Origin of the sequence: Streptomyces sp. S3(2020) (assembly GCF_013044505.1) — a bacterium.
GTDB lineage: Bacteria > Actinomycetota > Actinomycetes > Streptomycetales > Streptomycetaceae > Streptomyces.
This window is the reverse complement of the sequence record NZ_JABERD010000017.1, coordinates 23,119-42,330: the sequence shown is the minus strand read 5'-3', so window position 1 is coordinate 42,330 and position 19,212 is coordinate 23,119. Positions and strand designations below refer to the sequence as shown.

Below are 19,212 nucleotides of genomic sequence, written 5' to 3'. Positions count from 1 at the left end.
AGGTGGCACACTGGAGTGGTCATGCTGAGGATCACCAAGGAGTTCCACTTCTCGGCCAGCCACGTCCTCGACCGGCTGCCGAGCTGGCATCAGTGCGCCCGGATGCATGGCCACAACTACGTCGTCGTCCTGGAGCTGTCCGCTCGCCGTGAGGACCTCAGCGACGCGGGATTCGTCCGCGACTACCACGAGCTCGATGCCTTCAAGAAGTGGATGGAGGACACCCTCGACCACCGTCACCTGAATGAGGCGATGGGGGGGGGTGTCTCGCCGTCGGCGGAGAATCTCGCCGTATGGATCTTCGACCTCTGGACCGAGCGCTTCCCGGAGCTGACAGCGGTCAGGGTCTCCGAGACACCCAAGACCTGGGCCGAATACCGGCCGGAGTGATCCGCGCTCGCTGACGCCTCGAGGAGCGAGGGGGCGGTCTACGATCGCTGCACTCTGGCGAGTCGCTTCGACTCGTCCTAGGATTCCAGGACTTCGTGTCCGGTACGGCACCAGCCGGTGAGTACCTACGCGTAAGGCAAACCCACAACTGCACAGGCGCGCGACTGGGGGAAGCCGGTGAAAGTCCGGCGCTGACCTGCAACCGTGAGTGGTCCACTGGGGCCGCGAGTCGGGATACCCGGAGTGCCTGTTCGTCCTCCGACGACTCCGGCTCCGCGAAGTCGGACCCGTCGGCGTCGGCCTCGACGAAGATCTCCGGTGACATCACGGTGTTCGCCGCGGCCTCCCTCAAGGAGAGCTTCGAGACCTTGGGCAAGGAGTTCGAGGAGGCCCACCCGGGCACGAAGGTCACCTTCAGCTTCGGCGGCAGCGACTCCCTGGCCGCGTCCATCACCGGCGGCGCCCCGGCGGACGTCTTCGCCTCCGCCAGCCCCAAGACGATGAAGATCGTCACGGACGCCGGCGACAACTCCGGTACGCCCGCCACCTTCGTCCGCAACCAGCTGGAGATCGCCACCCTGCCGGGCAACCCCGACAAGGTCGACTCGCTGAAGGACCTCACGAACTCCGACCTGAAGGTCGTCCTGTGCGACAAGGAGGTGCCGTGCGGGGCCGCCGCGCAGAAGGCCCTGGACGCCAGCAAGCTGAAGCTCACGCCGGTCTCCTACGAGGAGGACGTCAAGTCCGCCCTCAACAAGGTCGTCCTGAAGGAGGCCGACGCCGCCGTCGTCTACAAGACCGACGTCAAGGCAGCCGGTGACAAGGTGGAAGGCGTGGAGTTCCCCGAGTCCGCCGACGCCATCAACGACTACCCCATCACTCTGCTCAAGGAATCCAAGAACACCGCGACCGCCGAGGCGTTCATCGCGCTCGTGCAGTCCACCGAAGGCCAGAAGGTCCTGACCGCAGCCGGCTTCCTCAACCCGTGAGGCCGGGTCTTCGAGGGTTGCGCCGCTCTCAGCGGCGCAACCCGAGAGCAGCGGCGCCCGCGTAGCGTGCCTGGGTGCCCAACTCCTCTTCAATGCGGATGAGTTGGTTGTATTTGGCGGTCCGGTCGGCGCGGGACAGCGATCCGGTCTTGATCTGGCCGCAGCCGGTGGCGACGGCGAGGTCGGCGATGGTGGTGTCCTCGGTCTCGCCGGAGCGGTGGGACATGACGACGGTGTAGCCCGCGCGGTGGGCGGTGGCGACGGTGGCCAGGGTCTCGGTGAGGGTGCCGATCTGGTTGACCTTCACCAGGACGGAGTTGGCGATGCCGTCGCGGATGCCGGCCCGCAGCAGGGTCTCGTTGGTGCAGAAGACGTCGTCGCCGGTGAGCTGACAGCGGTCGCCGAGCCGGGCGGTCAGGTCGCGCCAGCCCGCGTGGTCGTCCTCGGCCATCGGGTCCTCGATGGAGGCCACGGGATAACGGTCGACCAACCCCGCCAGGTATGCGGCGTGTTCGACGGGGGTACGACGCACGCCCTCGCCCGCGTAGTCGTACACGCCGTCGTGGAAGAACTCCGAGCTTGCCGGGTCGATCACGATCGTGATGTCACTGCCGGGCTTGTAGCCGGTCTGCTCGACGGCCCGTACGACGAAGTCCAGGGCCTCCTCGGCGGTACGCAGGTCGGGTGCGAAGCCGCCCTCGTCGCCGACGTTCACGCTGTGGCCGGCGGCGAGCAGGCTGGCGCGCAGGGTGTGGAAGACCTCCGAGCCCATCCGGACGGCCTCGGCGAAGGTCGAGGCGCCGATCGGGGCGATCATGAATTCCTGGAAGTCCAGCGGATTGTCCGCGTGGGCGCCGCCGTTGACGATGTTCATCATCGGGACGGGGAGCAGGCGGGCGTCGACTCCGCCGACGTAGCGGTACAGCGGCAGCCGGTGGGAGGCCGCTGCGGCCTTGGCGGTGGCCAGGGAGACGCCGAGGATGGCGTTGGCGCCGAGGCGGCTCTTGTCGGCGGTGCCGTCCAGGTCGATCAGGGCGGCGTCGACGGTCGCCTGGTCGTCGGCGGACAGGCCGACCACCGCGTCGGAGATGGAGTCGTTGACCGCGTCCACGGCCCGCCGAACCCCCTTGCCGTGGAAGCGGGCCGGGTCGCCGTCGCGCAGTTCCACCGCCTCACGGGCCCCGGTGGAGGCGCCGGACGGTACGGCTGCCCGGCCGAGTGATCCGTCGGAGAGGACGACGTCGACTTCGACGGTGGGGTTGCCCCGGCTGTCGAGGATCTCTCGTCCGACCACCTGGCTGATGACGACGGGCACGGTGTGACTCCTCACGTTCGGTCCGCGTGCTGGTCACGACGGAGTTAAGTTCCCGCAAGAAACAAAGTGAGTCCTGAAAGAGAACCTACTATGGGCTCATGAGGATGCACAACGCCGACGAGACCTGCGGCATCGCCCAGGCAGCCGTCGTCCTGGGGGACTGGTGGAACGTGCTCGTGCTGCGGGAGATCGCCCGCGGGCATGTCCGTTTCGACGCACTGGCCGCCGAGATCGGCCTCTCCCGCAACGTCCTCACCGAACGGCTCGGCAGGCTCGTGCAGCGCGGGGTGCTGCGCCGCAGCCTCTACCAGCGGCGGCCGGTGCGCTACGAGTACCTGCTCACCGACGCCGGTATCGCGCTGGTGCCGGTGCTGGTCGCGATGCAGGACTGGGGCGACCGGTGGGTGCTGGGCGACGGGAGCCTCACCGCGACAGCGGAGGCGGACGGCGCCGAGCACGCGCGCGTGCATGCCCTGGCAGGTACCCGTCTGCCGGACGACCTTGAACTGCCCGGCACGCGGCAGGAGCCCCTCGTCCCGCCGGACTCCCGCGCCACCGTGCTGTTCACCTACCCCGGCACGGGCGTCGACTGGGGCGAGCCGCCGATTCCCGGAGCCTCTGGCTGCACCCTGGAGAACCGGCACTTCCGCGACGCCTGGCCGGATTTCCGGCGAGCGGACGTGGCCGTACGCGGGATCAGCACCCAACTCACCTACGAGCAGGAGCAGTTCGCCAAGGCGGAGGACGTCCCGTTCCCGCTTCTCTCCGACGCGGCCCACCAGTTGGCGGCGGCCCTGCGGCTGCCGGTGTTCCGCGGCGCGGGCCGGCTCCGCCACAAGCGCCTGATCCTGATCGCCGACGCCGAACGGACCGTACGCCACACCCTGTTCCCCGTCGTCGACATCCCGCAGGCGGTCGCCGAGACCCTGCGTCTGGCTGCGGACTTTGCCCGCACCCGTCCGTCCATCCCCTGAAGGAGAGTTCGCCCCATGGCCGACCGGCCCGTCCATCACCTCTTCTCCTACGGCACCCTGCAACAGCCCGAAGTCCAGCTCTCCCAGTTCGGCCGTCTGCTCGACGGCCGCCCCGACTCCTTGCCCGGCCACCGCATGACGACCGTCCGGATCACCGACCCCGCCGTGATCCGGGCCAGCGGCACCGACCAGCACCCCATGGTCGTCACCTCGCCCGACCCGGAGGATGCCGCCGAGGGGCACGTCTTCGCGATCACCGACGCCGAGCTGGCCGCGGCCGACGCCTACGAGGTCGACGACTACGCCCGCGTCGAGGTGACCCTGCGCTCGGGAACCCGCGCGTGGGTGTATCTGGACCGCGCGAGCACGCGGCCGGTGAGCGTGCGGGAGTGGCTGCGGAGCCTCGAAGTGTTCGCCGGATCGCTCGCGGACTTCGACCCGGCAGACGCCCCGGCCGACCCGGTCGACCTGTTCCTCGACTGGCTGCGCGAGGCCGTCGCCGCCGGTGTGCCCGACGCGCACGCCATGACCCTCTCGACGGTGGGCGAGGACGGCGGTCCGGACGCCCGCGTGCTCATCCTGAAGAACGTGGACGGCGACGGCTGGCAGTTCGCCGTCCACGCCGGCAGCCCCAAGGGCCGCCAGCTGGCCGACCGGCCGCTCGCCGCACTCACCTTCTACTGGCCGCAGCTGGGACGCCAGGTCCGGGTGCGGGGCGGCGTCGAGCCGGCGTCCCCCGAGCAGAGCGCCGCCGACCTGCTGGCCAGGGCGCCCTCCGCCCGCGCCGAGGTGCTGCTGGGCCGCCAGAGCGACCACCTGGACACCCCCGGGGAACGCGAGGGTGCCTTCCGTGCCGCACTGGCCCGCATCGAGGCCGAGCCCGACCTGGTCAGTGCCGAGTGGACGCTCTACACCCTCGTCCCGTCTCAGATCGAGTTCTGGCAGGCGGACAAGGATCGCCTCCACAACCGGCTCCGCTATGAGCGCGCAGACCGCCACACCCCCTGGGAGCGGCACCTGCTGTGGCCGTAGCCCGCTGACGGCTGACGTCAGAGCCCGAGGACGAGTTCCGCGCTCCGGGACCGCGAACAGCAGATGGTGATCTGGGTGTTCGCGGCCCGTTCCTCGTCCGCCTGCACCTCGTCGCGGTGGTCGGGCTCCCCGGACAGGACGGGGGTGAGGCAGGCGCCGCACATGCCCTATTCGCAGGAGAGTTCGACCTCGACTCCGTTGGCGGTGAGGACCTCGGCGATGGTCATCTCGGCGGGTACGGGGTTGCTGGCGACGCGGACGCGGAACTCGCCGTCGGTGATCGGGTCGGGTTCGCGGGCGGCCGGGGCGAAGCGTTCGAGGTGAAGTTGGTCGGGTTGCCAGCCCGCCGCTGTCGCGGCCTCGGGCACGTGGCGCATGAAGCCGTCCGGTCCGCAGACGTAGACGAGGGCGGCCGGGTCGGAGCTGCTCAGGTCGGTGGGCAGGCCGGTGCGGATGGTGTCGCCTTTGCCGCTTCCGTGGAGGTGGACACAGTCGGCGAACGGCGATTCCTTGAGGCGCTCCAGCAGTGTTGAATCGGCAGCCGTCGCGTAGTGCAGGACGAAGTCGGCTTCGCGCTGGGCCAGTTCCTCGGCCATGGACAGCAGCGGCGTGATGCCGATGCCGCCCGCCACGAGGACGTGCTCGGCCGGGAGGAGGGGGAAGAGGTTGCGTGGGGCGGAGACGCGCAGGCGCCCGCCGACCGCGGTGTCGCGGTGCATGGCGGTGGAGCCGCCGCGGCCCTACGGGCTGAGCGAGAACGGCGACGAGGAGATCGTCGAGTTCCTGCCGGGAGAGGTCGGGCACGATTTCTGGGCACCTCAGGTGCGCAGCGACGCGTCACTGATCGCCGTCGCGCGACTGCTCAGCGGGCTCCATGACGCCTCGGCGGGCTTCGTACGGCGGCCGGACGACGTGTGGCAATTTCCGCCCCGCGAGCCCGTGGAGGTGATCTGCCACGGTGACGCGGCCACGTACAACACGGTGTTCCGAGACCAACTGCCCGTCGCATTCATCGACTTCGACACCGCCCATCCGGGGCCGCGGCTGTGGGACGTGGCGTACACCGCGTACCGTTTCGTGCCGCTGTACGCGCCGGACGCGGCCGAGCCCACGTTGTCGGTTCCCGAGGCCCGGCGCCGACTGGCGCTGTTCGCCGACGCGTACGGGCTGTCCGAACAGGAGCGGGCCGCACTTCCGGCCGTCGCGGGTGCGCGGCTGCGAGCGCTGGTGGAATGGATGTACGCCGAGGCCGCGGCGGGTCATCCGGCTGTGCTCAGGCACGTAGCCGAGGGACACGACCAGCGGTATCTGACGGACGCCCGGTGGATCGAGACCACCTTCGGGGCGCCCGACTAGCCGTCCTGGCCGGGTCCTTCGCCGGGAGCCTCCTGGTGGGAGTAGCGCTGTTCCTTCCAGGGGTCCGCGAGGTTGTGGTAGCCGCGTTCCTCCCAGAAGCCGCGCCGGTCCTCGGTGAGGTACTCGATGGCGCGCAGCCACTTGGGGCTCTTGTAGCCGTAGAGGTGGGGGACGACCAGACGCAGCGGGAAGCCGTGTTCGGCGGTGAGGGGCTCGCCGTTGTGGTGGGTGGCCAGGATCGTCTCGGGGGCGGTGAAGTCGGCGAGGCGGAGGTTGGCTCCGTAGCCGTACTCCGCCCAGGCCATGACATGGGTGACGTCCGGCGCGGGCGGGACCAGTTCGGTGATGGCGGTGGCGGGGATGCCGTACCACTCGTGGTCGGTCGAGGTGGGCCCGGAGGCGCAGTGCAGGTCGGCGATCACAGTGACGTGGGGGAGCGCGGTGAGGTCGTCGAAGGCCCAGGTCCGTTCGGCGCCGGAGGCGGTGGCGCCGTGGACGCGCAGGTTCCAGCGCTCGGGGCGGAAGCGGGGGACCGGGCCGTAGTGCGAGACGGGCCAGCCCTGCACCAGTCGCTGGCCCGGCGGGATGCGGCGGGGCGGCGCGTCCGGGCCGTTGCCTGTCACGTCCTGCTCGCTCTCTGCCTCGGTGCTCTCTCTCCGAGCAGAGTACGGCGCACCCGCCCCCGCGGCGCAGCGGCCCCACGCCTCGCCTCATGCGGTGGCGAGCGAGACCTCCGTCGACTTGAACAGCGCGGTGACCGCGGAGCCCTCCGCCAGGCCGAGGTCGGTGACAGCGTCCTTGGTGATCGCGGCGGTCAGCTCGGCGCCGTCGACCGCGACCCGCACCGAGGCCATCGCGGCGCCCGTCGCGACCTCGCGCACGGTGCCCGCGAGCCGGTTGCGGATGGACAGGCCCTCCACGCTGCCGGTGGCCAGCGACACCTCCGTCGCCTTGACCAGGGTGCGCACGGTGGAGCCTTCGGCGAGGCCGAGGTCCTTGACGGCGTCGAGGGTGATGGCGGCGGTGACGTCCTGGCCGCCGTCGAGGTGGACCTTGACCGTGGCCATGACCTCGCCGGGGGTGATGGCGGTGACGGTGCCGGGGAACTGGTTGCGGATGCTCAGGCTCATGGTGGGACGCCTCGCAGAGTTAGGGGTTTTTGTGCATCTTTGGGGGTGCTGTGCGGCCCACCGTAGTCCGGCGACGATCCCTTCCGTGCGTGCGTCATCGCAACCGCTAGGCAAAGGGCGCAAAGGCCCTCGCAGATCCGGTCCTTCGGCTTGTTCAGGCGGGATAGGCGTGGGTCTGTGCCGCCTTCACCGTTGCCCAGACCTCCGCGCCCGGATGCAGATCGAGCTCGGCGGCGGCAACAGTGGTGAGATCGGCCGCGAGAGGCAGTTCGCCGGTGAGGGCGGTGCGGATCTGGTCGCCGTGGGTCTCCAGTCCGGCGACCTCGCAGCGCCACAGATTGCGGGCGCTGGAGCCGGTCGGGCGGTCGCGGTGGAGGGTGACCGCGCTGGGCGGGAAGGCGACGAAGGCCGGGCCGGTGAGGTTCTCCGTGGTCGTCACCTCGGTCCCGCTGCCGACGCGGACGGTGTGTCCTTCGGCCTCGCCCCGGTACAGGTTGAGGCCGACCAGGTGGGCGATGTAGTCCGTACGAGGGCGGCGGGCGATGTCGGCCGGGGTGCCCTCCTGGACGATGTGGCCGTCCTCGATGACGATCAGGCGGTCGGCCAGGACCATCGCGTCCAGCGGGTCGTGGGTGACCAGTACGGCGACTGCCTCGAACTCGGCGAGGTGGCGGCGGAGTTGGGCGCGGACGTCGAGGCGGGTGCGGGCGTCCAGAGCTGCCAGGGGTTCGTCGAGGAGCAGCAGACGTGGCCGGGTGGCCAGCGCGCGGGCGAGCGCGACGCGTTGGGCCTGACCGCCGGAGAGACGGCGGGGCTTTGCCGACGCGTGCTCGGACAGGCCCATCCGCTCCAGCCATACGGCGGCCTCGGCGCGTGCCTCCGCCTTGCTCGCCCCGTGGCAGCGCGGGCCGAAGGCCACGTTGTCGAGGGCGGTGAGGTGAGGGAAGAGCAGGTAGTCCTGGAAGACGACCCCGACGGGGCGGGACTCCGGAGGTGTGCGGTCCAACTCCGTTCCGTCCAGCCGCAGATGGCCGTCACTGAGCGGGACGAGTCCGGCGAGGGCGCGCAGGGCGGTCGTCTTGCCGGCGCCGTTGGGGCCGAGGAGCGCGACCACGTCACCGGGCGCCGCCGTGAGGGCCACGTCGAGGCGGAAGGTGCCGCGGGCGACGACGAGGTGGGCGTCGAGGCCCTCGGCACAAGCGCGGGCGTGGACGTCGGTGGGGGCGTCGTGTGTCTCGGTCATCCTGCTGCCATCCATCGGTCGCGCAGGCCGGCCAGTACCGCGATGGACACGGCCAGCAGGACGAGGCTGAGGGCGATGGCCGCCTCCGGGTCGCTCTGGAGTGCCAGGTAGACGGCGAGCGGCATGGTCTGGGTACGTCCGGGGAAGTTGCCGGCGAAGGTGATCGTGGCGCCGAACTCGCCCAGCGCGCGGGCCCAGGCCAGCACGGCACCTGCGGCGATGCCGGGGGCGATCAGAGGGAGGGTCACCCGGCGGAACGCGGTGAAGCGGGACGCGCCGAGAGTGGCGGCCGCTTCCTCGTAGCGGGGGTCGGCGGCGCGCAGTGTGCCCTCGACGCTGATCACCAGGAACGGCATCGCCACGAACGCCTCCGCGACCACGACGCCCGTCGTGGTGAAGGGGAGCGTGATCCCGAACCAGGCGTCCAGCCACTTGCCCACCACGCCGTTGCGGCCCAGCGCCATCAGCAGCGCCACACCGCCGACCACCGGCGGCAGTACCAGCGGCAGGGTGACCAGGGCCCGTACGAGGCCACGGCCGGGGAACTCCACCCGGGCCAGCAGCCAGGCCAGCGGCACCCCGATCACCAGGCTCACGACGGTGGCGGCCGTCGCACAGAGCAGGGAGAGCCGGAGGGCCTGCCACACCTCGGCGCTGGTCAGCAGGTCGGGCATGCTGCGCCAGGGAGCCCGTACGAGAAGAGCGATCAACGGCAGGGTCAGGAAGGCCAGGCCGAGCAGGGCGGGGACGAGCAGGGGCAGCGGCGCACCGCCCCTGAGGACGCGGCGGCGCCGCGGGCCACCGGTGAGGGTGTCCGCGGCGTCGGCCTTGCCCGGGGATAGGGAGGTCACGGGTTGAGGAAGCCGGCTGCGGTCAGGACCTTCTGGCCTTCGGTGGACTGCACGAGCGCGATGAACGCCTCGGCGGTCGCGGTGTTCTTGGATTCCTTGAGGAGGGTGATGGGGTAGTCGTTGATGGCGTCGGCGGACTCGGGGAACTCCACGCCTTCCACCTTGTCACCGGCTGCCTTCACGTCGGTCTTGTAGACGACGGCGGCGTCGGCCTCCTTCAGGACGACCTTGTTGAGGGCGGACTTGACGTCCTCCTCGTAGGAGACCGGGGTGAGCTTCAGCTTGCTGGCGTCCAGGGCCTTCTGCGCGGCGGCCCCGCACGGCACCTCCTTGTCGCACAGGACGACCTTCAGGTCGGAGTTCGTGAGGTCCTTCAGCGAGTCGACCTTGTCGGGGTTGCCCGGCAGGGTGGCGATCTCCAGCTGGTTGCGGACGAAGGTGGCGGGCGTACCGGAGTTGTCGCCGGCGTCCGTGACGATCTTCATCGTCTTGGGGCTGGCGGAGGCGAAGACGTCGGCCGGGGCGCCGCCGGTGATGGACGCGGCCAGGGAGTCGCTGCCGCCGAAGCTGAAGGTGACCTTCGTGCCCGGGTGGGCCTCCTCGAACTGCTTGCCCAGGGTCTCGAAGCTCTCCTTGAGGGAGGCCGCGGCGAACACCGTGATGTCACCGGAGATCTTCGTCGAGGCCGACGCCGACGGGTCCGACTTCGCGGAGCCGGAGTCGTCGGAGGACGAGCAGGCACTCAGCGCCAGCAACGCGGCGGCTCCGAAAGCGGCCAGCTGCACGGGCCGACGGGTGCGCACAGAACGGGTCATCACGGGTCTACTCCTCAAGGTCCTGACGGACTCAACTACGGTCTCTCGACGACCACGTTGGTCGACTTGATCACGGCAACCGCCGGAACACCGGGCTCCAGCTTCAGCTCCTCAGCCGACTCGCGGCTGACCAGCGCCACCACCCGGAACGGTCCGGCCTGGATCTCCACCTGCGCCGACACGTCCCCGAGGATCACCTCGGTGACGATGCCGGAGAAGCGGTTGCGGGCCGAGGAGCCGGTGGACTCCCGTTCGGCCCGGTGCGTCTCGCGGGCGTAGGCCGCGAGTGACGGCCCCGGAATGATCCGACGGCCCAGCTCGTCACGTTCGGCGATCAGTTTCCCGCCGTCGACCAGACGCCGCACGGTGTCGGGGCTCACGCCCAGTAAGGCGGCCGCGTCCCCGATCCGGTAGGTGTGCATGCGCTGATGGTAAGCCGCAGATGCAAGGTAGATACCCTCTGGCACGTGGCATGAGCCGGAATCGTGATCTATCAGGTTGGCATGTGCGTTTGTATGTGAGGCCGGTCCGGGTACGGTCATCCGGGAGGTGGTAGCCAGTGAGCCAGACCCTCGCAGCTGCCCGTACGGCCGCCGGATCCGCGGCGGAACTCGTCCTCACCGGCGACCTGGACCGACCGTCCCGGCTCACGGTGCCCGACCTGCTCGGCTGGCCCCAGCACACGGCCGAGGTCGCCTTCGAGTGCGCGACCAGCGGTATCCAGCACCACCGCTTCACCGGACCGCTCCTGCACGACGTTCTCACCGACGCGGGCCCGGCTTTCGACCCGGCCCGCCGCAAGGACCGCCTCCGCTTCCTGATCGCCATACGCGGCGCCGACGGCCACCGCACCCTGCTGTCCTGGGCCGAGATAGACCCCGACTTCGGCCGCGCCCCCGTCCTCCTCGCGGCCACCCTGGACGACACCCCGCTGGATCGCGCGGGCGCCCAACTCGTCCTGCCCCAGGACCGCTGCGGTGCCCGCTACATCAGCGGCATCAAGGCGATCCACGTGGACGGCGGCTACACCGCGTGGACCTGACGGCGAGGAGAGCAGCACGGTGCAGCACGACCCGGTGACGGCGGAGGCCCTGGTCCTGGAACACACGCCGCACGAGGGGCCGTACGCCATCGGTACGGCACTGGAGGCGGCCGGGCTGCGGCTGCGGACGTGCCGTATCTGGGCGGGCGACCCGGTGCCGCAGACCCTGGACGGGACCGCCGCCCTGGTGGTGATGGGCGGCCCGGCCGCCGCATACGAGGACTTTCCCTCCCGGGATGCCGAACTGGCCCTGCTGAGGGCGGCGCTGGAGGCCGAGGTGCCGGTGCTCGGAGTGTGCCTGGGCGCGCAGTTGCTGGCGGTGGCGGCAGGCGGGACGGTCCGCCCGGGACCCGGGGCGCAGGTCGGCTGGGGCCAGGTACACACGTCGGGAACCTCCGACCCGCTCCTTGGCGGCGCACCGGCCCAACTCCGTGTCCTGCACTGGCATCACGACACTATGGACCTAGCTCCGGACGCCGTTGTGCTGGCTTCCTGCGACCGCTACCCGGTGCAGGCATTCCGGATCGGCGGCGCGGCCTGGGGACTCCAGTTCCACCTGGAGGTGGACAAGGCAGCCGTCGAAGCCTTCGTCACTGCCTTCCCGGACGAGGCGGCACAGGCGCCGGACCTCGTCGTGTCCGCCGCGGCGGAACTCGCGGCCTTGGCCCCGGGACGGGACGCCGTCTTCGCACGCTTCGCCGAACTCGTCGTCGACCGGTCCGCCCTGACCGCGACGCGGACCTTCTTCACTCCCCGCGCGGCCGACTGGGAGGAGCGCTTCGCCGCCGACAACCCGGTCTACGCGGCAGCCGTGGCTCGCATCGGACTGCGCCCCGGACAGCGTGCCATGGACGTGGGCTGTGGCAGCGGCCGAGCCCTGCCCGCCCTTCGCGCGCAGGTCGGCGCCGAGGGTGTCGTGCTCGGCGCCGACCTCACCCCGGCGATGCTCACCGACGCCGCACGACGGGGACGCACCGGCCTTCTGCTGGCCGACGCCTGCCGACTCCCGCTGCCCGCAGGCGTGTTGGACGGCATCTTCAGCGCCGGCCTGATCAACCACGTCCCCGACCCGCCGACAGCCCTGCGCGAATGGGCCCGTGTGACCGCCTCCGACGGTGTCCTCCTCCTCTTCCACCCCTCCGGCCGCGCCGAACGCGCCGCCCGCCACGGCCGCCCCCTCGACCCGGCCGACCCACTGGCCGAGGAGAACCTGCGTCCCGCACTGGAGACGGCGGGCTGGGGCCTGGACTGCTACGAGGACGCCCCGCACCACTTCCTGGCACGGGCGATCCGCGGCCACGAATGAGCCTGTCGTCGATCGGCCGGCGGTCGACATGGAGAGGAGACGCATGTCCCAGGTCAAGGGCGACACCGACTACGGGCTGGTCGGCAGCGCCTACAGCCTTACCCGCAGCACCGACCCGCGCATAGCCGCGCTGGTCCATGACGCGCTCGGTGATGCCCGTACGGTCGTCAACGTCGGTGCAGGCGCCGGGAGTTATGAACCGCTGGACCGGCATGTCCTGCCTGTCGAGCCGTCCGCGGCGATGCGGGCGCAGCGCCCGGCGCATCTGGCGCCCGCCATCGACGGCGTGGCCGAGGACCTGCCCTTCGACGACGACTCGGTGGACGCTGCCATGGCGATGGTGACCGTGCACCAGTGGCCGGACGTCGTGGCCGGCCTGCGGGAGATGCGGCGCGTCGCGCGCGGCCCGGTGGTCGTGCTGACCTTCGACGGCGACGAGTTGAGCCGGCTGTGGCTGAGGGACTACGCGCCCGAACTCCGCGGCGCGGAGGCCGCCCGCTACCCCGCCATCGGCATCATCACCGGCGCGCTCGGCCCCGGCACGCGGGTACGCACGGTGCCGATCCCCGTCGACTGCGTGGACGGTTTCACCGAGGCGTACTACGCCCGCCCCGAGTCCTTCCTCGACCCCGCCGTACGCCGGGCCCAGTCCGCGTGGACCTTCCTTGAACCCGGTGCCGAGGAACGCGCGGTGGACCGGCTCGCCGCCGACCTCGCCTCCGGTGCCTGGGACGAACGGTACGGGCACCTCCGCACCCAGCCGGAGTTCCACGGAGCGGCCCGGCTGATCGTCAGCCCCTGAACCTCACATCCCGGCCGGAACGGACGTGAACGGCCCGTGCCACAGCGGCAACCCCGCGTGCGGCGCACGGTAAAACGGCACCGCGACGGTGGTCGGCATGACCGTCCTCGCCACCGCGCCCGCGCCGCCCGCCTCCTGCCGCGACCTGCCGTGGGAGAGCGCACGCGAACGCGCCCACGCGGCCCCGGCCCTGCTGCCCGCCCAGCACGTACCGCTGGCCAGGGCGGCAGGGCTGGCCTTGGCCGACGTGCTGCGCACCCCGCAGCCGATGCCGGGCTTCGACACCGCCGCGATGGACGGCTACGCGGTCGGTCCCGGGGCCGGGCCCTGGCGGGTGCGAGGCATGGTGCGGGCGGGCGGCGCCTGGACCGGCGGGCCGCTGGGCACGGGTGAGGCGGTCGAGATCTCGACGGGGGCAGCGGTTCCCGTCGGAGCGCGGGCGGTGATTCCGCTGGAGCGCGTCGAGCGGTCCGGCCCGCTCGTACGGGGCCCGTCCCCGGCCGAGGGCAAGCACATCCGCCGCGCCGGCGAAGACGCTCCGGCCGGTTCGCCCCTGGCTCCGGCCGGCACCCGCATCGGCCCCGCCCTGCTCGGCCTGGCCGCGGCCTCCGGCCACGACACACTTCCCGTACGGCCCCGCCCCTGGGTACGGATCCTGGTCACCGGCGACGAACTCACCCACACCGGCCGCCCCGGCCCGGGCCGTGTACGCGACGCCCTCGGCCCGCTTCTTCCACCCTTGATCCAGGTGATGGGCGGCGAAACGACTGACGTTCACCACGTACCCGACCAGCCCACCGGCTCCCTGGCCACGGCCGTCCACACCCGGCTGTCCTCCGACGCGGATGTCACCGTGGTGACCGGCTCCACCTCCGTCGGTGCCACCGATCAGCTGCGGATGCTGCTGGCCGACGCGGACGCCCGCTGGGTGGTCGACGCGGTCGCCTGCCGCCCCGGCCACCCGCAACTCCTGGCCCAGCTCCCGAACGGGCACTGGGTCCTGGGCCTGCCCGGCAACCCGTACGCCGCCCTGGTTGCCGCCCACACCCTGCTCGCCGGCGACATCCGTACCGCGCCGGGCCGTACCCGGCTGATCCCGGTCAGCTGGGACGGCGTCACCGCTCACCCGGTGGGCGGCCACCGCCCCGCGTTCCTGCACGGTGCCGCCCTCGCGGACGCCCTCGCCGCCGTACCGCCCGACTGGCAGCCCGGACAGCCCGTCCCCCTGCTGCTCCTCGCGGGGTGACACGGGATCCGTACGGCTGGTGCGCAGTCCCGGTGATCATGGGAAACCGCGACGCAACCCCCGGCGCGGCGCCCGCCAGCGGGCATGGAGCAGCGGGCGCATCGCCCATGGCCGGAGAGACGTCTGAATGCCTCCGCGTGCCCATCGCTCCATCTCCGCTCGCCCCCTGTGAGGACCACCATGTCTTCTGCCCTGCCCTGCCCACCCACTTCGGTGTCCAGCTGCCCGACTGGGTGACCTCCGAACTCGCCGACGCCCCCGAGACCCTGGTCACGACGAGGACCGCGTCCGCCTCGTCAACCGCAACCACCAGGAAGGCACCGGCGGCCCCTTCGCCACCCTCGTAGTCGAGACCGAGACCGAGACCGGCCACGGCACCTGTGACCTGGGAGCCCCCGGAGGACCCGCGCTGGAACTCGTCGTCAACTGGCGCACCTGCGTGATGTGCTACGGCGCCGCGATGTGGTCCGGGGTACGGCGCCTGCTCATCGCCGGGCACGGTCCCGAAGTCGAGGACCTGACCGGCGTCGACGAAGGCCCCATGCGGGACGACTGGATCGAGCAGTTCGACCGGCGCGGCATCGAGATCGTCACCGACGTCCTGCGGGCCTACGGCGAACGCCCGGACGCCGTGGTCTTCGAGGAGTACGAGGCCGACTTCGGGCGGACCTTCGTCCTCGGCGACGACCCGGCCAAGCGCCGGCTGCGCGACGACCTGGCGACGATTTTCGCCGCCGGAAAGCGGTTCTTCGACGAAGATCCGGAGATCACGGGGAAGCGGCTGTACGCCGAGGTCGAGCGGCTGGCCGCCGAGGCGGGCTGGGAGCTGGGCGGCTGGCACGCCGGGCATCTGGTCGGCGAGTTCCCGCACGAGAAGATCGACGGCGCGGACGTCGAGTCGTACGTCACCGCGGACAACGACACCCCGATGCGGCGCACCGACAAGGCCGGGCGCCGCTGCCACTGGATCCTGGAGATCCATCTCATCGACCGGGAGCGGGAGTTCGGCGGCTTCTACGAGGAGCTGCTGACGTTGTGATCCCGTAGGCCGAGCCACACCCGGTCCCGGGTCAGCGGGAGTTCGGTGAAGCGGACGCCGGTCGCGTCGCGCAGCGCGTTGGCGAAGGCGGGGGCGACCGGGTTGAAGGGGCTCTCGCTCATCGACTTGGCGCCGAGCGGGCCGATCGCGTCCGTGGTCTCCATGAAGTGGACCTCGGTGCGCGGGACATCGGCGTACTGGGGGAGCCGGTAGCGGCGGAAGGCGGCCGTCTCCACGGCGCCGTGCTCGTCGATGCGGACGTTCTCGAAGAGGGTGGCGCCGAGGGCCTGGGCGATGCCGCCTTCGACCTGGCCCCGGCACTGCATGGGGTTCATGACCTTGCCCGCGTCGGCCGCGTGCACACTGCGCAGGATGCGCATCTCGCCGGTGCCGGGGTCCACGGCGATGCGGAACCACTGGGCGTTGAAGGCGACCGAGCGCGGGGTACCGCCGAAGTGGCCGTCGGCGGTCAGCTCCGCACCGACCGCGCGGGCGGCCTCGTACACCTCCTTCAGCGGTAGCCGGCCGCCCGGGTGCAGCACCGCCTCCTCCGCCAGCCGGCACTCGGCGCGCGGCACCCGTAGATGCGCGGCGGTGAAGTCGAGGAGCAGGTCGGCCAGGGCGCGGGAGGCGCGGAGGGTGGCTTTGCCCGCGACGACGACGCCGGTGGAGGCGAAGGCGCCGGTGTCGTGGCGTACGACGTCGGTGTCGGACTGGCGGACGGTGATGCGGTCGACGGTGGTGGCGAGTTCACCGGCGGCGATCTGCCGGTGCACGGTCGTGGTGCCGTTGCCGAACTCGGCGGTGCCGACGGCGAGATCGAAGCTGCCGTCGGGGAGCAGGGCCGCTTTCACGTCGGCGATGTGGCCGCCGGGCGGTCCGGTCGCGATCATCGCCAGTGCGGTGCCCTCGCCGACCAGCCAGCCCTCGGGAGCCTCGCCGGCCGGTTCCGCCTGTGCCCGGCGGACGATCTCCAGGCACTGGTCGAGGCCGTAGCTCGCGATGTGCAGATCCTCCTCGTGGCCGCCGGGCGTGAGCATCGGCTCGCCCGGCCCGATGATGTTCTTCGCCTTGAACTCCAGGGGGTCCAGGTCGAGTCGGCGGGCGAGCTCGTCGAGCGCCGACTCCATCGCGAACATCACCTGGCCGAGGCCGTAGCCCCGGAAGGCGCCCGCCGGGACGGTGTGGGTGTAGACGGAGTAGGCGTCGACCTTCTTGTGCGGGGCGCGGTAGACGGCCGTCGACTCGCCGACGCTGTGGAACATCACGGCGGGGCCGTGGTTGCCGTACGCCCCCGTGTTGGACACAACCCGCAGCTGGAGCGCGGTCAGGGTGCCGTCCCGCCGCGCGCCTAGCTTCACACCGATCGTGAACGGGTGGCGGGTGGTGGCGCCGTAGAACTGCTCGGCGCGCGTGTACTCCAGCTTCACCGGCCGCCGCAGCCGCAGTACCGCGAGCGCCACGATGTCCTCGACGAGCATCTCCTGCTTGCCGCCGAAACCGCCGCCGACCCGGCCCGCGACCACGCGCACCTTGTCCTCGGGCAGGTCGTACAGGGCGCACAGGGCGCGGCGGGTCAGGAACGGCGTCTGCGAACTGGTGCGGACGGTGAGGCGGTCGTCCTCGTCGAGCCAGGCCACCGCGCCGTGCGTCTCCAGGCTGGCGTGCTGCACGCGCTGCGTGCGGAAGGTCTCCTCGTACACGGCGTCCGCCTCGGCGAAGCCTGTCTCCACGTCACCGATCTCGCCGTGTGCCTCGCCCACGACGTTGTCGTGCGGGCGGGAGATCCGGGCCGTCACCGGGTCCTTGTCATGGACGACCGGGGCGCCCGGCCGCATCGCCGCCTCCGGGTCGAGTACGGCGGGCAGGACGTCGTACGTCACCTCGATCCGCCGGCAGCCCTCCTCGGCCGCCGCCTCGCTGTCCGCGACGACCGCCGCCACCCGCTGCCCGATGTAGCGCACGGTGTCGTCGAGGACGCGGGTGTCGTCCGGGTCCTCGGTCGGGTGTTCGTGGCGGGCGGTGGAGAAGTGCCGTTCGGGGGCGTCGAGATGGGTGAACACCGCGTGCACGCCAGGGACTCGGAGGGCCGCCGTGGTGTCGATGGCGGTGATGCGGGCGTGCGCGTGCGGGGAGCGCAGCAGCTTCATGTGGAGCAGGCCCGGGACGTCGATGTCGAAGGTGTAGCGGGCGGTGCCGGTGACGACCTGGGGCCCGGCGGGGGCGGGCAGGTTGCGGCCGACGGAGTCACCGGCACCCGGCGCCTCGACGTGGCAGCGGCCGCGTACCGCGTCCTCGATGGCCCGGTAGCCGGTGCAGCGGCACAGGTTGCCCTTGAACGCCCGCGGTAGATCGGCCAGTTGGTCTTCGTCGAGCTTCGCCGTCGTCATCAGGAAACCGGCCGTGCAGAACCCGCACTGGAAGCCCTGCGCGGCGAGGAACTTCTGTTGTATGGGGTGGAGTTCGCCGTCCTGCGATGCCAGGCCCTCGACCGTGGTGACCGTACGGCCGTCCGCGCGGAAGGCCGGATACAGGCAGCTGTGCACCGGTTCGCCGTCCACATGGACCGTGCAGGCCCCGCAGTCCCCGGCGTCGCAGCCCTTCTTCACACCGAACCAGCCGTGTTCGCGCAGGTAGGTGCGCAGACACTGACCGGGGCGCGGCTCCTCCTCGTGGGGCCGTCCGTTGACCTCGACCCTCACCGGGTCACCTCCTGGCGGATCTCCTCCGCGTAGCGGTATGTCATGTGCCGCCGCCACTCGGGCAGGCCGTGGATGTCGTCGAACCACTCGTCGTCGGCGACGGCAGACCGGAGCGCCGTACGCAGTCCGTCCGCGCTCGGTGGCAGCGGGAACCACAGCCGGACCGGGCGGACGGTGGCAGCGGTGACCGTGACCGTCAGGGAGCCGTCGACCGGGTTGAGCGCGCCGATGATCAGGACCCCGGAGCGGCCGAGCCCGTACAGGGACGCCTGCCGGAACGCCGTACGGCTGCCCAGCGCCCGGGCGGGCAGGGTGACCGAGCGCAGCAGCTCGCCCTCGGCGAGGGCCCTGCGGCCGGCGCCGGTGACGAAGTCGGCGACCTTCACGCGGCGCCGTACTCCGCCCTGGGCCTGCAACAGGCACTCCCCGTCCAGCGCGGCCGTCAGCGAGATCATCGGTCCGGCCGGGAGGGCGTTGCAGAGGTTGCCGCCGACCGTGGCCATGTTCCAGATCTTGAAGGAGGCCAGGAAGGCCCGGCAGCACTGCTCGAACAGGGGCGCGGCCGTGGCATCCAGGGTTCTGGCGTACCGGGACAGCTGGGCGATGGTGCAGGTGGCGGCGATCTCCAGCGAGCCGTCCGGATGCCTGTGCACCGGCGTCCAGCCGGTCCGGCTCAGGTCCACCAGGCGGCGCAGGTGCGGCTGCGGCTCGGAGAACAGATACGTGCCGCCGCCGAGCCAGGCGTCGCCGGGCCGCCAGGGCGCGGGGTCCCGGGCGTCGCGCACCTCCACCACCGTGTTCAGGTCCATGACCGTCAGTGAATCAACCCATACCGGGCCTGGACGACTGGTTCACAGTACGGAAACGGCAGTTTTCCCGGGCCGCTATCTGGAGGATCACCCAAGAGGCGTACCGCTCATCTGATCTGGCACTTACCATGCAACTACTCGCATACACCTCGTGAATGTGAGATGCCGGGT

General features: G+C 71.3%; 20 protein-coding genes, 1 pseudogene and 1 riboswitch. Of the genes and pseudogenes, 10 read left to right on the top strand and 11 right to left on the bottom strand.

The annotated features are described in order from the left end of the window. Positions 1-21: 21 nt before the first annotated feature. Both HLK59_RS08635 and modA (HLK59_RS08630) read left to right on the top strand, forming a co-directional pair. Positions 22-390: a 6-carboxytetrahydropterin synthase gene (locus tag HLK59_RS08635; RefSeq protein WP_171140688.1), complete on the top strand. Its 369-nt coding sequence runs from the start codon at positions 22-24 to the stop codon at positions 388-390. Positions 391-521: 131 nt separating this feature from the next. Continuing rightward, positions 522-651, top strand: a riboswitch (cobalamin riboswitch). Further along, a pseudogene (gene modA, locus HLK59_RS08630) lies at positions 609-1,379 on the top strand (molybdate ABC transporter substrate-binding protein); the annotation flags it as partial. It overlaps the preceding riboswitch by 43 nt. Before the next feature lie 28 nt (positions 1,380-1,407). On the opposite strand, the gene eno reads toward modA (HLK59_RS08630), so the two are convergent. Then, positions 1,408-2,694: a phosphopyruvate hydratase gene (gene eno / locus HLK59_RS08625; RefSeq protein ID WP_171140687.1), complete on the bottom strand. Its 1,287-nt coding sequence runs from the start codon at positions 2,692-2,694 to the stop codon at positions 1,408-1,410. 98 nt (positions 2,695-2,792) lie between these two features. Between eno and HLK59_RS08620 the strand changes: the two genes are divergently transcribed. Further along, entirely contained in the window at positions 2,793-3,668 is an 876-nt protein-coding gene (locus HLK59_RS08620) for a winged helix-turn-helix transcriptional regulator (RefSeq protein WP_171140686.1), read from the top strand. 15 nt (positions 3,669-3,683) lie between these two features. Beyond that, positions 3,684-4,700: a pyridoxal 5'-phosphate synthase gene (locus HLK59_RS51910; protein WP_171140685.1), complete on the top strand. Its 1,017-nt coding sequence runs from the start codon at positions 3,684-3,686 to the stop codon at positions 4,698-4,700. A gap of 17 nt (positions 4,701-4,717) precedes the next feature. Here the strand turns inward: HLK59_RS51910 and HLK59_RS08610 are convergent, their stop codons facing one another. Together HLK59_RS08610 and HLK59_RS08605 are read right to left on the bottom strand one after the other, a co-directional pair. Further along, positions 4,718-4,864 carry a 2Fe-2S iron-sulfur cluster binding domain-containing protein gene (locus tag HLK59_RS08610; RefSeq protein ID WP_171140684.1) on the bottom strand — a complete coding sequence of 49 codons (147 nt, stop codon included), beginning with the start codon at positions 4,862-4,864 and terminating at the stop codon, positions 4,718-4,720. A 3-nt stretch (positions 4,865-4,867) separates the two neighbouring features. Further along, positions 4,868-5,419, bottom strand: coding sequence for a ferredoxin reductase (locus tag HLK59_RS08605; RefSeq protein WP_171140683.1), 552 nt, complete (start codon positions 5,417-5,419; stop codon positions 4,868-4,870). On the opposite strand from HLK59_RS08605, the gene HLK59_RS08600 reads away from it, so the two are divergent. After that, on the top strand, positions 5,418-6,056 hold the full coding sequence (locus tag HLK59_RS08600; RefSeq protein ID WP_171140682.1) for a phosphotransferase: 639 nt from the start codon (positions 5,418-5,420) through the stop codon (positions 6,054-6,056). The two genes, HLK59_RS08605 and HLK59_RS08600, sit on opposite strands and share 2 nt — an antisense overlap. Here the strand turns inward: HLK59_RS08600 and HLK59_RS08595 are convergent. From HLK59_RS08595 to HLK59_RS08570, 6 genes are all read right to left on the bottom strand, one after another. Then, positions 6,053-6,679 carry a molybdopterin-dependent oxidoreductase gene (locus HLK59_RS08595; protein ID WP_171140681.1) on the bottom strand — a complete coding sequence of 209 codons (627 nt, stop codon included), beginning with the start codon at positions 6,677-6,679 and terminating at the stop codon, positions 6,053-6,055. The two genes, HLK59_RS08600 and HLK59_RS08595, sit on opposite strands and share 4 nt — an antisense overlap. A gap of 87 nt (positions 6,680-6,766) precedes the next feature. Continuing rightward, a complete protein-coding gene (locus HLK59_RS08590) occupies positions 6,767-7,186 on the bottom strand; it encodes a TOBE domain-containing protein (protein WP_171140680.1) in 420 nt (139 codons plus the stop codon). 154 nt (positions 7,187-7,340) lie between these two features. Beyond that, the gene (locus tag HLK59_RS50860; RefSeq protein WP_171140679.1) at positions 7,341-8,429 is read right to left on the bottom strand and encodes an ABC transporter ATP-binding protein; all 1,089 of its coding nucleotides are present in this window, start codon (positions 8,427-8,429) and stop codon (positions 7,341-7,343) included. After that, entirely contained in the window at positions 8,426-9,280 is an 855-nt protein-coding gene (gene modB / locus HLK59_RS50855; RefSeq protein WP_171140678.1) for a molybdate ABC transporter permease subunit, read from the bottom strand. The genes HLK59_RS50860 and modB overlap by 4 nt, the downstream gene beginning before the upstream one ends. Beyond that, positions 9,277-10,095: a molybdate ABC transporter substrate-binding protein gene (gene modA, locus HLK59_RS08575; protein ID WP_171140677.1), complete on the bottom strand. Its 819-nt coding sequence runs from the start codon at positions 10,093-10,095 to the stop codon at positions 9,277-9,279. The genes modB and modA (HLK59_RS08575) overlap by 4 nt, the downstream gene beginning before the upstream one ends. A 35-nt stretch (positions 10,096-10,130) precedes the next feature. Beyond that, positions 10,131-10,517: a helix-turn-helix transcriptional regulator gene (locus tag HLK59_RS08570; protein ID WP_171140676.1), complete on the bottom strand. Its 387-nt coding sequence runs from the start codon at positions 10,515-10,517 to the stop codon at positions 10,131-10,133. Between the two features lie 137 nt (positions 10,518-10,654). On the opposite strand from HLK59_RS08570, the gene HLK59_RS08565 reads away from it, so the two are divergent. The 5 genes from HLK59_RS08565 to HLK59_RS08545 all read left to right on the top strand — a co-directional run bounded on the left by HLK59_RS08565 (position 10,655) and on the right by HLK59_RS08545 (position 15,530). Continuing rightward, positions 10,655-11,137, top strand: a complete 483-nt coding sequence (locus HLK59_RS08565) for a molybdopterin-dependent oxidoreductase (protein ID WP_171140675.1) — start codon at positions 10,655-10,657, stop codon at positions 11,135-11,137. Positions 11,138-11,156: 19 nt separating this feature from the next. Then, positions 11,157-12,443: a methyltransferase domain-containing protein gene (locus HLK59_RS08560; protein WP_346779676.1), complete on the top strand. Its 1,287-nt coding sequence runs from the start codon at positions 11,157-11,159 to the stop codon at positions 12,441-12,443. A gap of 43 nt (positions 12,444-12,486) precedes the next feature. Then, the gene (locus HLK59_RS08555; RefSeq protein ID WP_171140674.1) at positions 12,487-13,245 is read left to right on the top strand and encodes a methyltransferase domain-containing protein; all 759 of its coding nucleotides are present in this window, start codon (positions 12,487-12,489) and stop codon (positions 13,243-13,245) included. A 97-nt stretch (positions 13,246-13,342) separates the two neighbouring features. Beyond that, the gene (locus tag HLK59_RS08550) at positions 13,343-14,491 is read left to right on the top strand and encodes a molybdopterin molybdotransferase MoeA (RefSeq protein ID WP_171140673.1); all 1,149 of its coding nucleotides are present in this window, start codon (positions 13,343-13,345) and stop codon (positions 14,489-14,491) included. 460 nt (positions 14,492-14,951) lie between these two features. After that, positions 14,952-15,530 (top strand): M24 family metallopeptidase, encoded by a 579-nt coding sequence (locus HLK59_RS08545; RefSeq protein ID WP_240982276.1) that lies wholly within the window; start codon positions 14,952-14,954, stop codon positions 15,528-15,530. Here the strand turns inward: HLK59_RS08545 and HLK59_RS08540 are convergent. Next, entirely contained in the window at positions 15,506-18,232 is a 2,727-nt protein-coding gene (locus tag HLK59_RS08540) for a molybdopterin-dependent oxidoreductase (protein ID WP_171140672.1), read from the bottom strand. The genes HLK59_RS08545 and HLK59_RS08540 overlap by 25 nt on opposite strands. After that, positions 18,229-19,041: an FAD binding domain-containing protein gene (locus HLK59_RS08535; protein WP_171140671.1), complete on the bottom strand. Its 813-nt coding sequence runs from the start codon at positions 19,039-19,041 to the stop codon at positions 18,229-18,231. The genes HLK59_RS08540 and HLK59_RS08535 overlap by 4 nt, the downstream gene beginning before the upstream one ends. Positions 19,042-19,212: the final 171 nt, after the last annotated feature.

What these genes read in the sequence shown, in the direction of transcription:
- HLK59_RS08600 (WP_171140682.1), top strand. Translation starts at nt 5,418, where the DNA reads ATGGCGGTGGAGCCGCCGCGGCCCTACGGGCTGAGCGAGAACGGCGAC.
- HLK59_RS08550 (WP_171140673.1), top strand. Translation starts at nt 13,343, where the DNA reads ATGACCGTCCTCGCCACCGCGCCCGCGCCGCCCGCCTCCTGCCGCGAC.
- modA (WP_171140677.1), bottom strand. Translation starts at nt 10,095, where the DNA reads ATGACCCGTTCTGTGCGCACCCGTCGGCCCGTGCAGCTGGCCGCTTTC.
- HLK59_RS08635 (WP_171140688.1), top strand. Translation starts at nt 22, where the DNA reads ATGCTGAGGATCACCAAGGAGTTCCACTTCTCGGCCAGCCACGTCCTC.
- HLK59_RS08610 (WP_171140684.1), bottom strand. Translation starts at nt 4,864, where the DNA reads ATGTGCGGCGCCTGCCTCACCCCCGTCCTGTCCGGGGAGCCCGACCAC.
- HLK59_RS51910 (WP_171140685.1), top strand. Translation starts at nt 3,684, where the DNA reads ATGGCCGACCGGCCCGTCCATCACCTCTTCTCCTACGGCACCCTGCAA.
- HLK59_RS08590 (WP_171140680.1), bottom strand. Translation starts at nt 7,186, where the DNA reads ATGAGCCTGAGCATCCGCAACCAGTTCCCCGGCACCGTCACCGCCATC.
- HLK59_RS08605 (WP_171140683.1), bottom strand. Translation starts at nt 5,419, where the DNA reads ATGCACCGCGACACCGCGGTCGGCGGGCGCCTGCGCGTCTCCGCCCCA.
- HLK59_RS08620 (WP_171140686.1), top strand. Translation starts at nt 2,793, where the DNA reads ATGAGGATGCACAACGCCGACGAGACCTGCGGCATCGCCCAGGCAGCC.
- HLK59_RS08545 (WP_240982276.1), top strand. Translation starts at nt 14,952, where the DNA reads ATGTGGTCCGGGGTACGGCGCCTGCTCATCGCCGGGCACGGTCCCGAA.
- HLK59_RS50860 (WP_171140679.1), bottom strand. Translation starts at nt 8,429, where the DNA reads ATGACCGAGACACACGACGCCCCCACCGACGTCCACGCCCGCGCTTGT.
- HLK59_RS08570 (WP_171140676.1), bottom strand. Translation starts at nt 10,517, where the DNA reads ATGCACACCTACCGGATCGGGGACGCGGCCGCCTTACTGGGCGTGAGC.
- HLK59_RS08555 (WP_171140674.1), top strand. Translation starts at nt 12,487, where the DNA reads ATGTCCCAGGTCAAGGGCGACACCGACTACGGGCTGGTCGGCAGCGCC.
- HLK59_RS08535 (WP_171140671.1), bottom strand. Translation starts at nt 19,041, where the DNA reads ATGGACCTGAACACGGTGGTGGAGGTGCGCGACGCCCGGGACCCCGCG.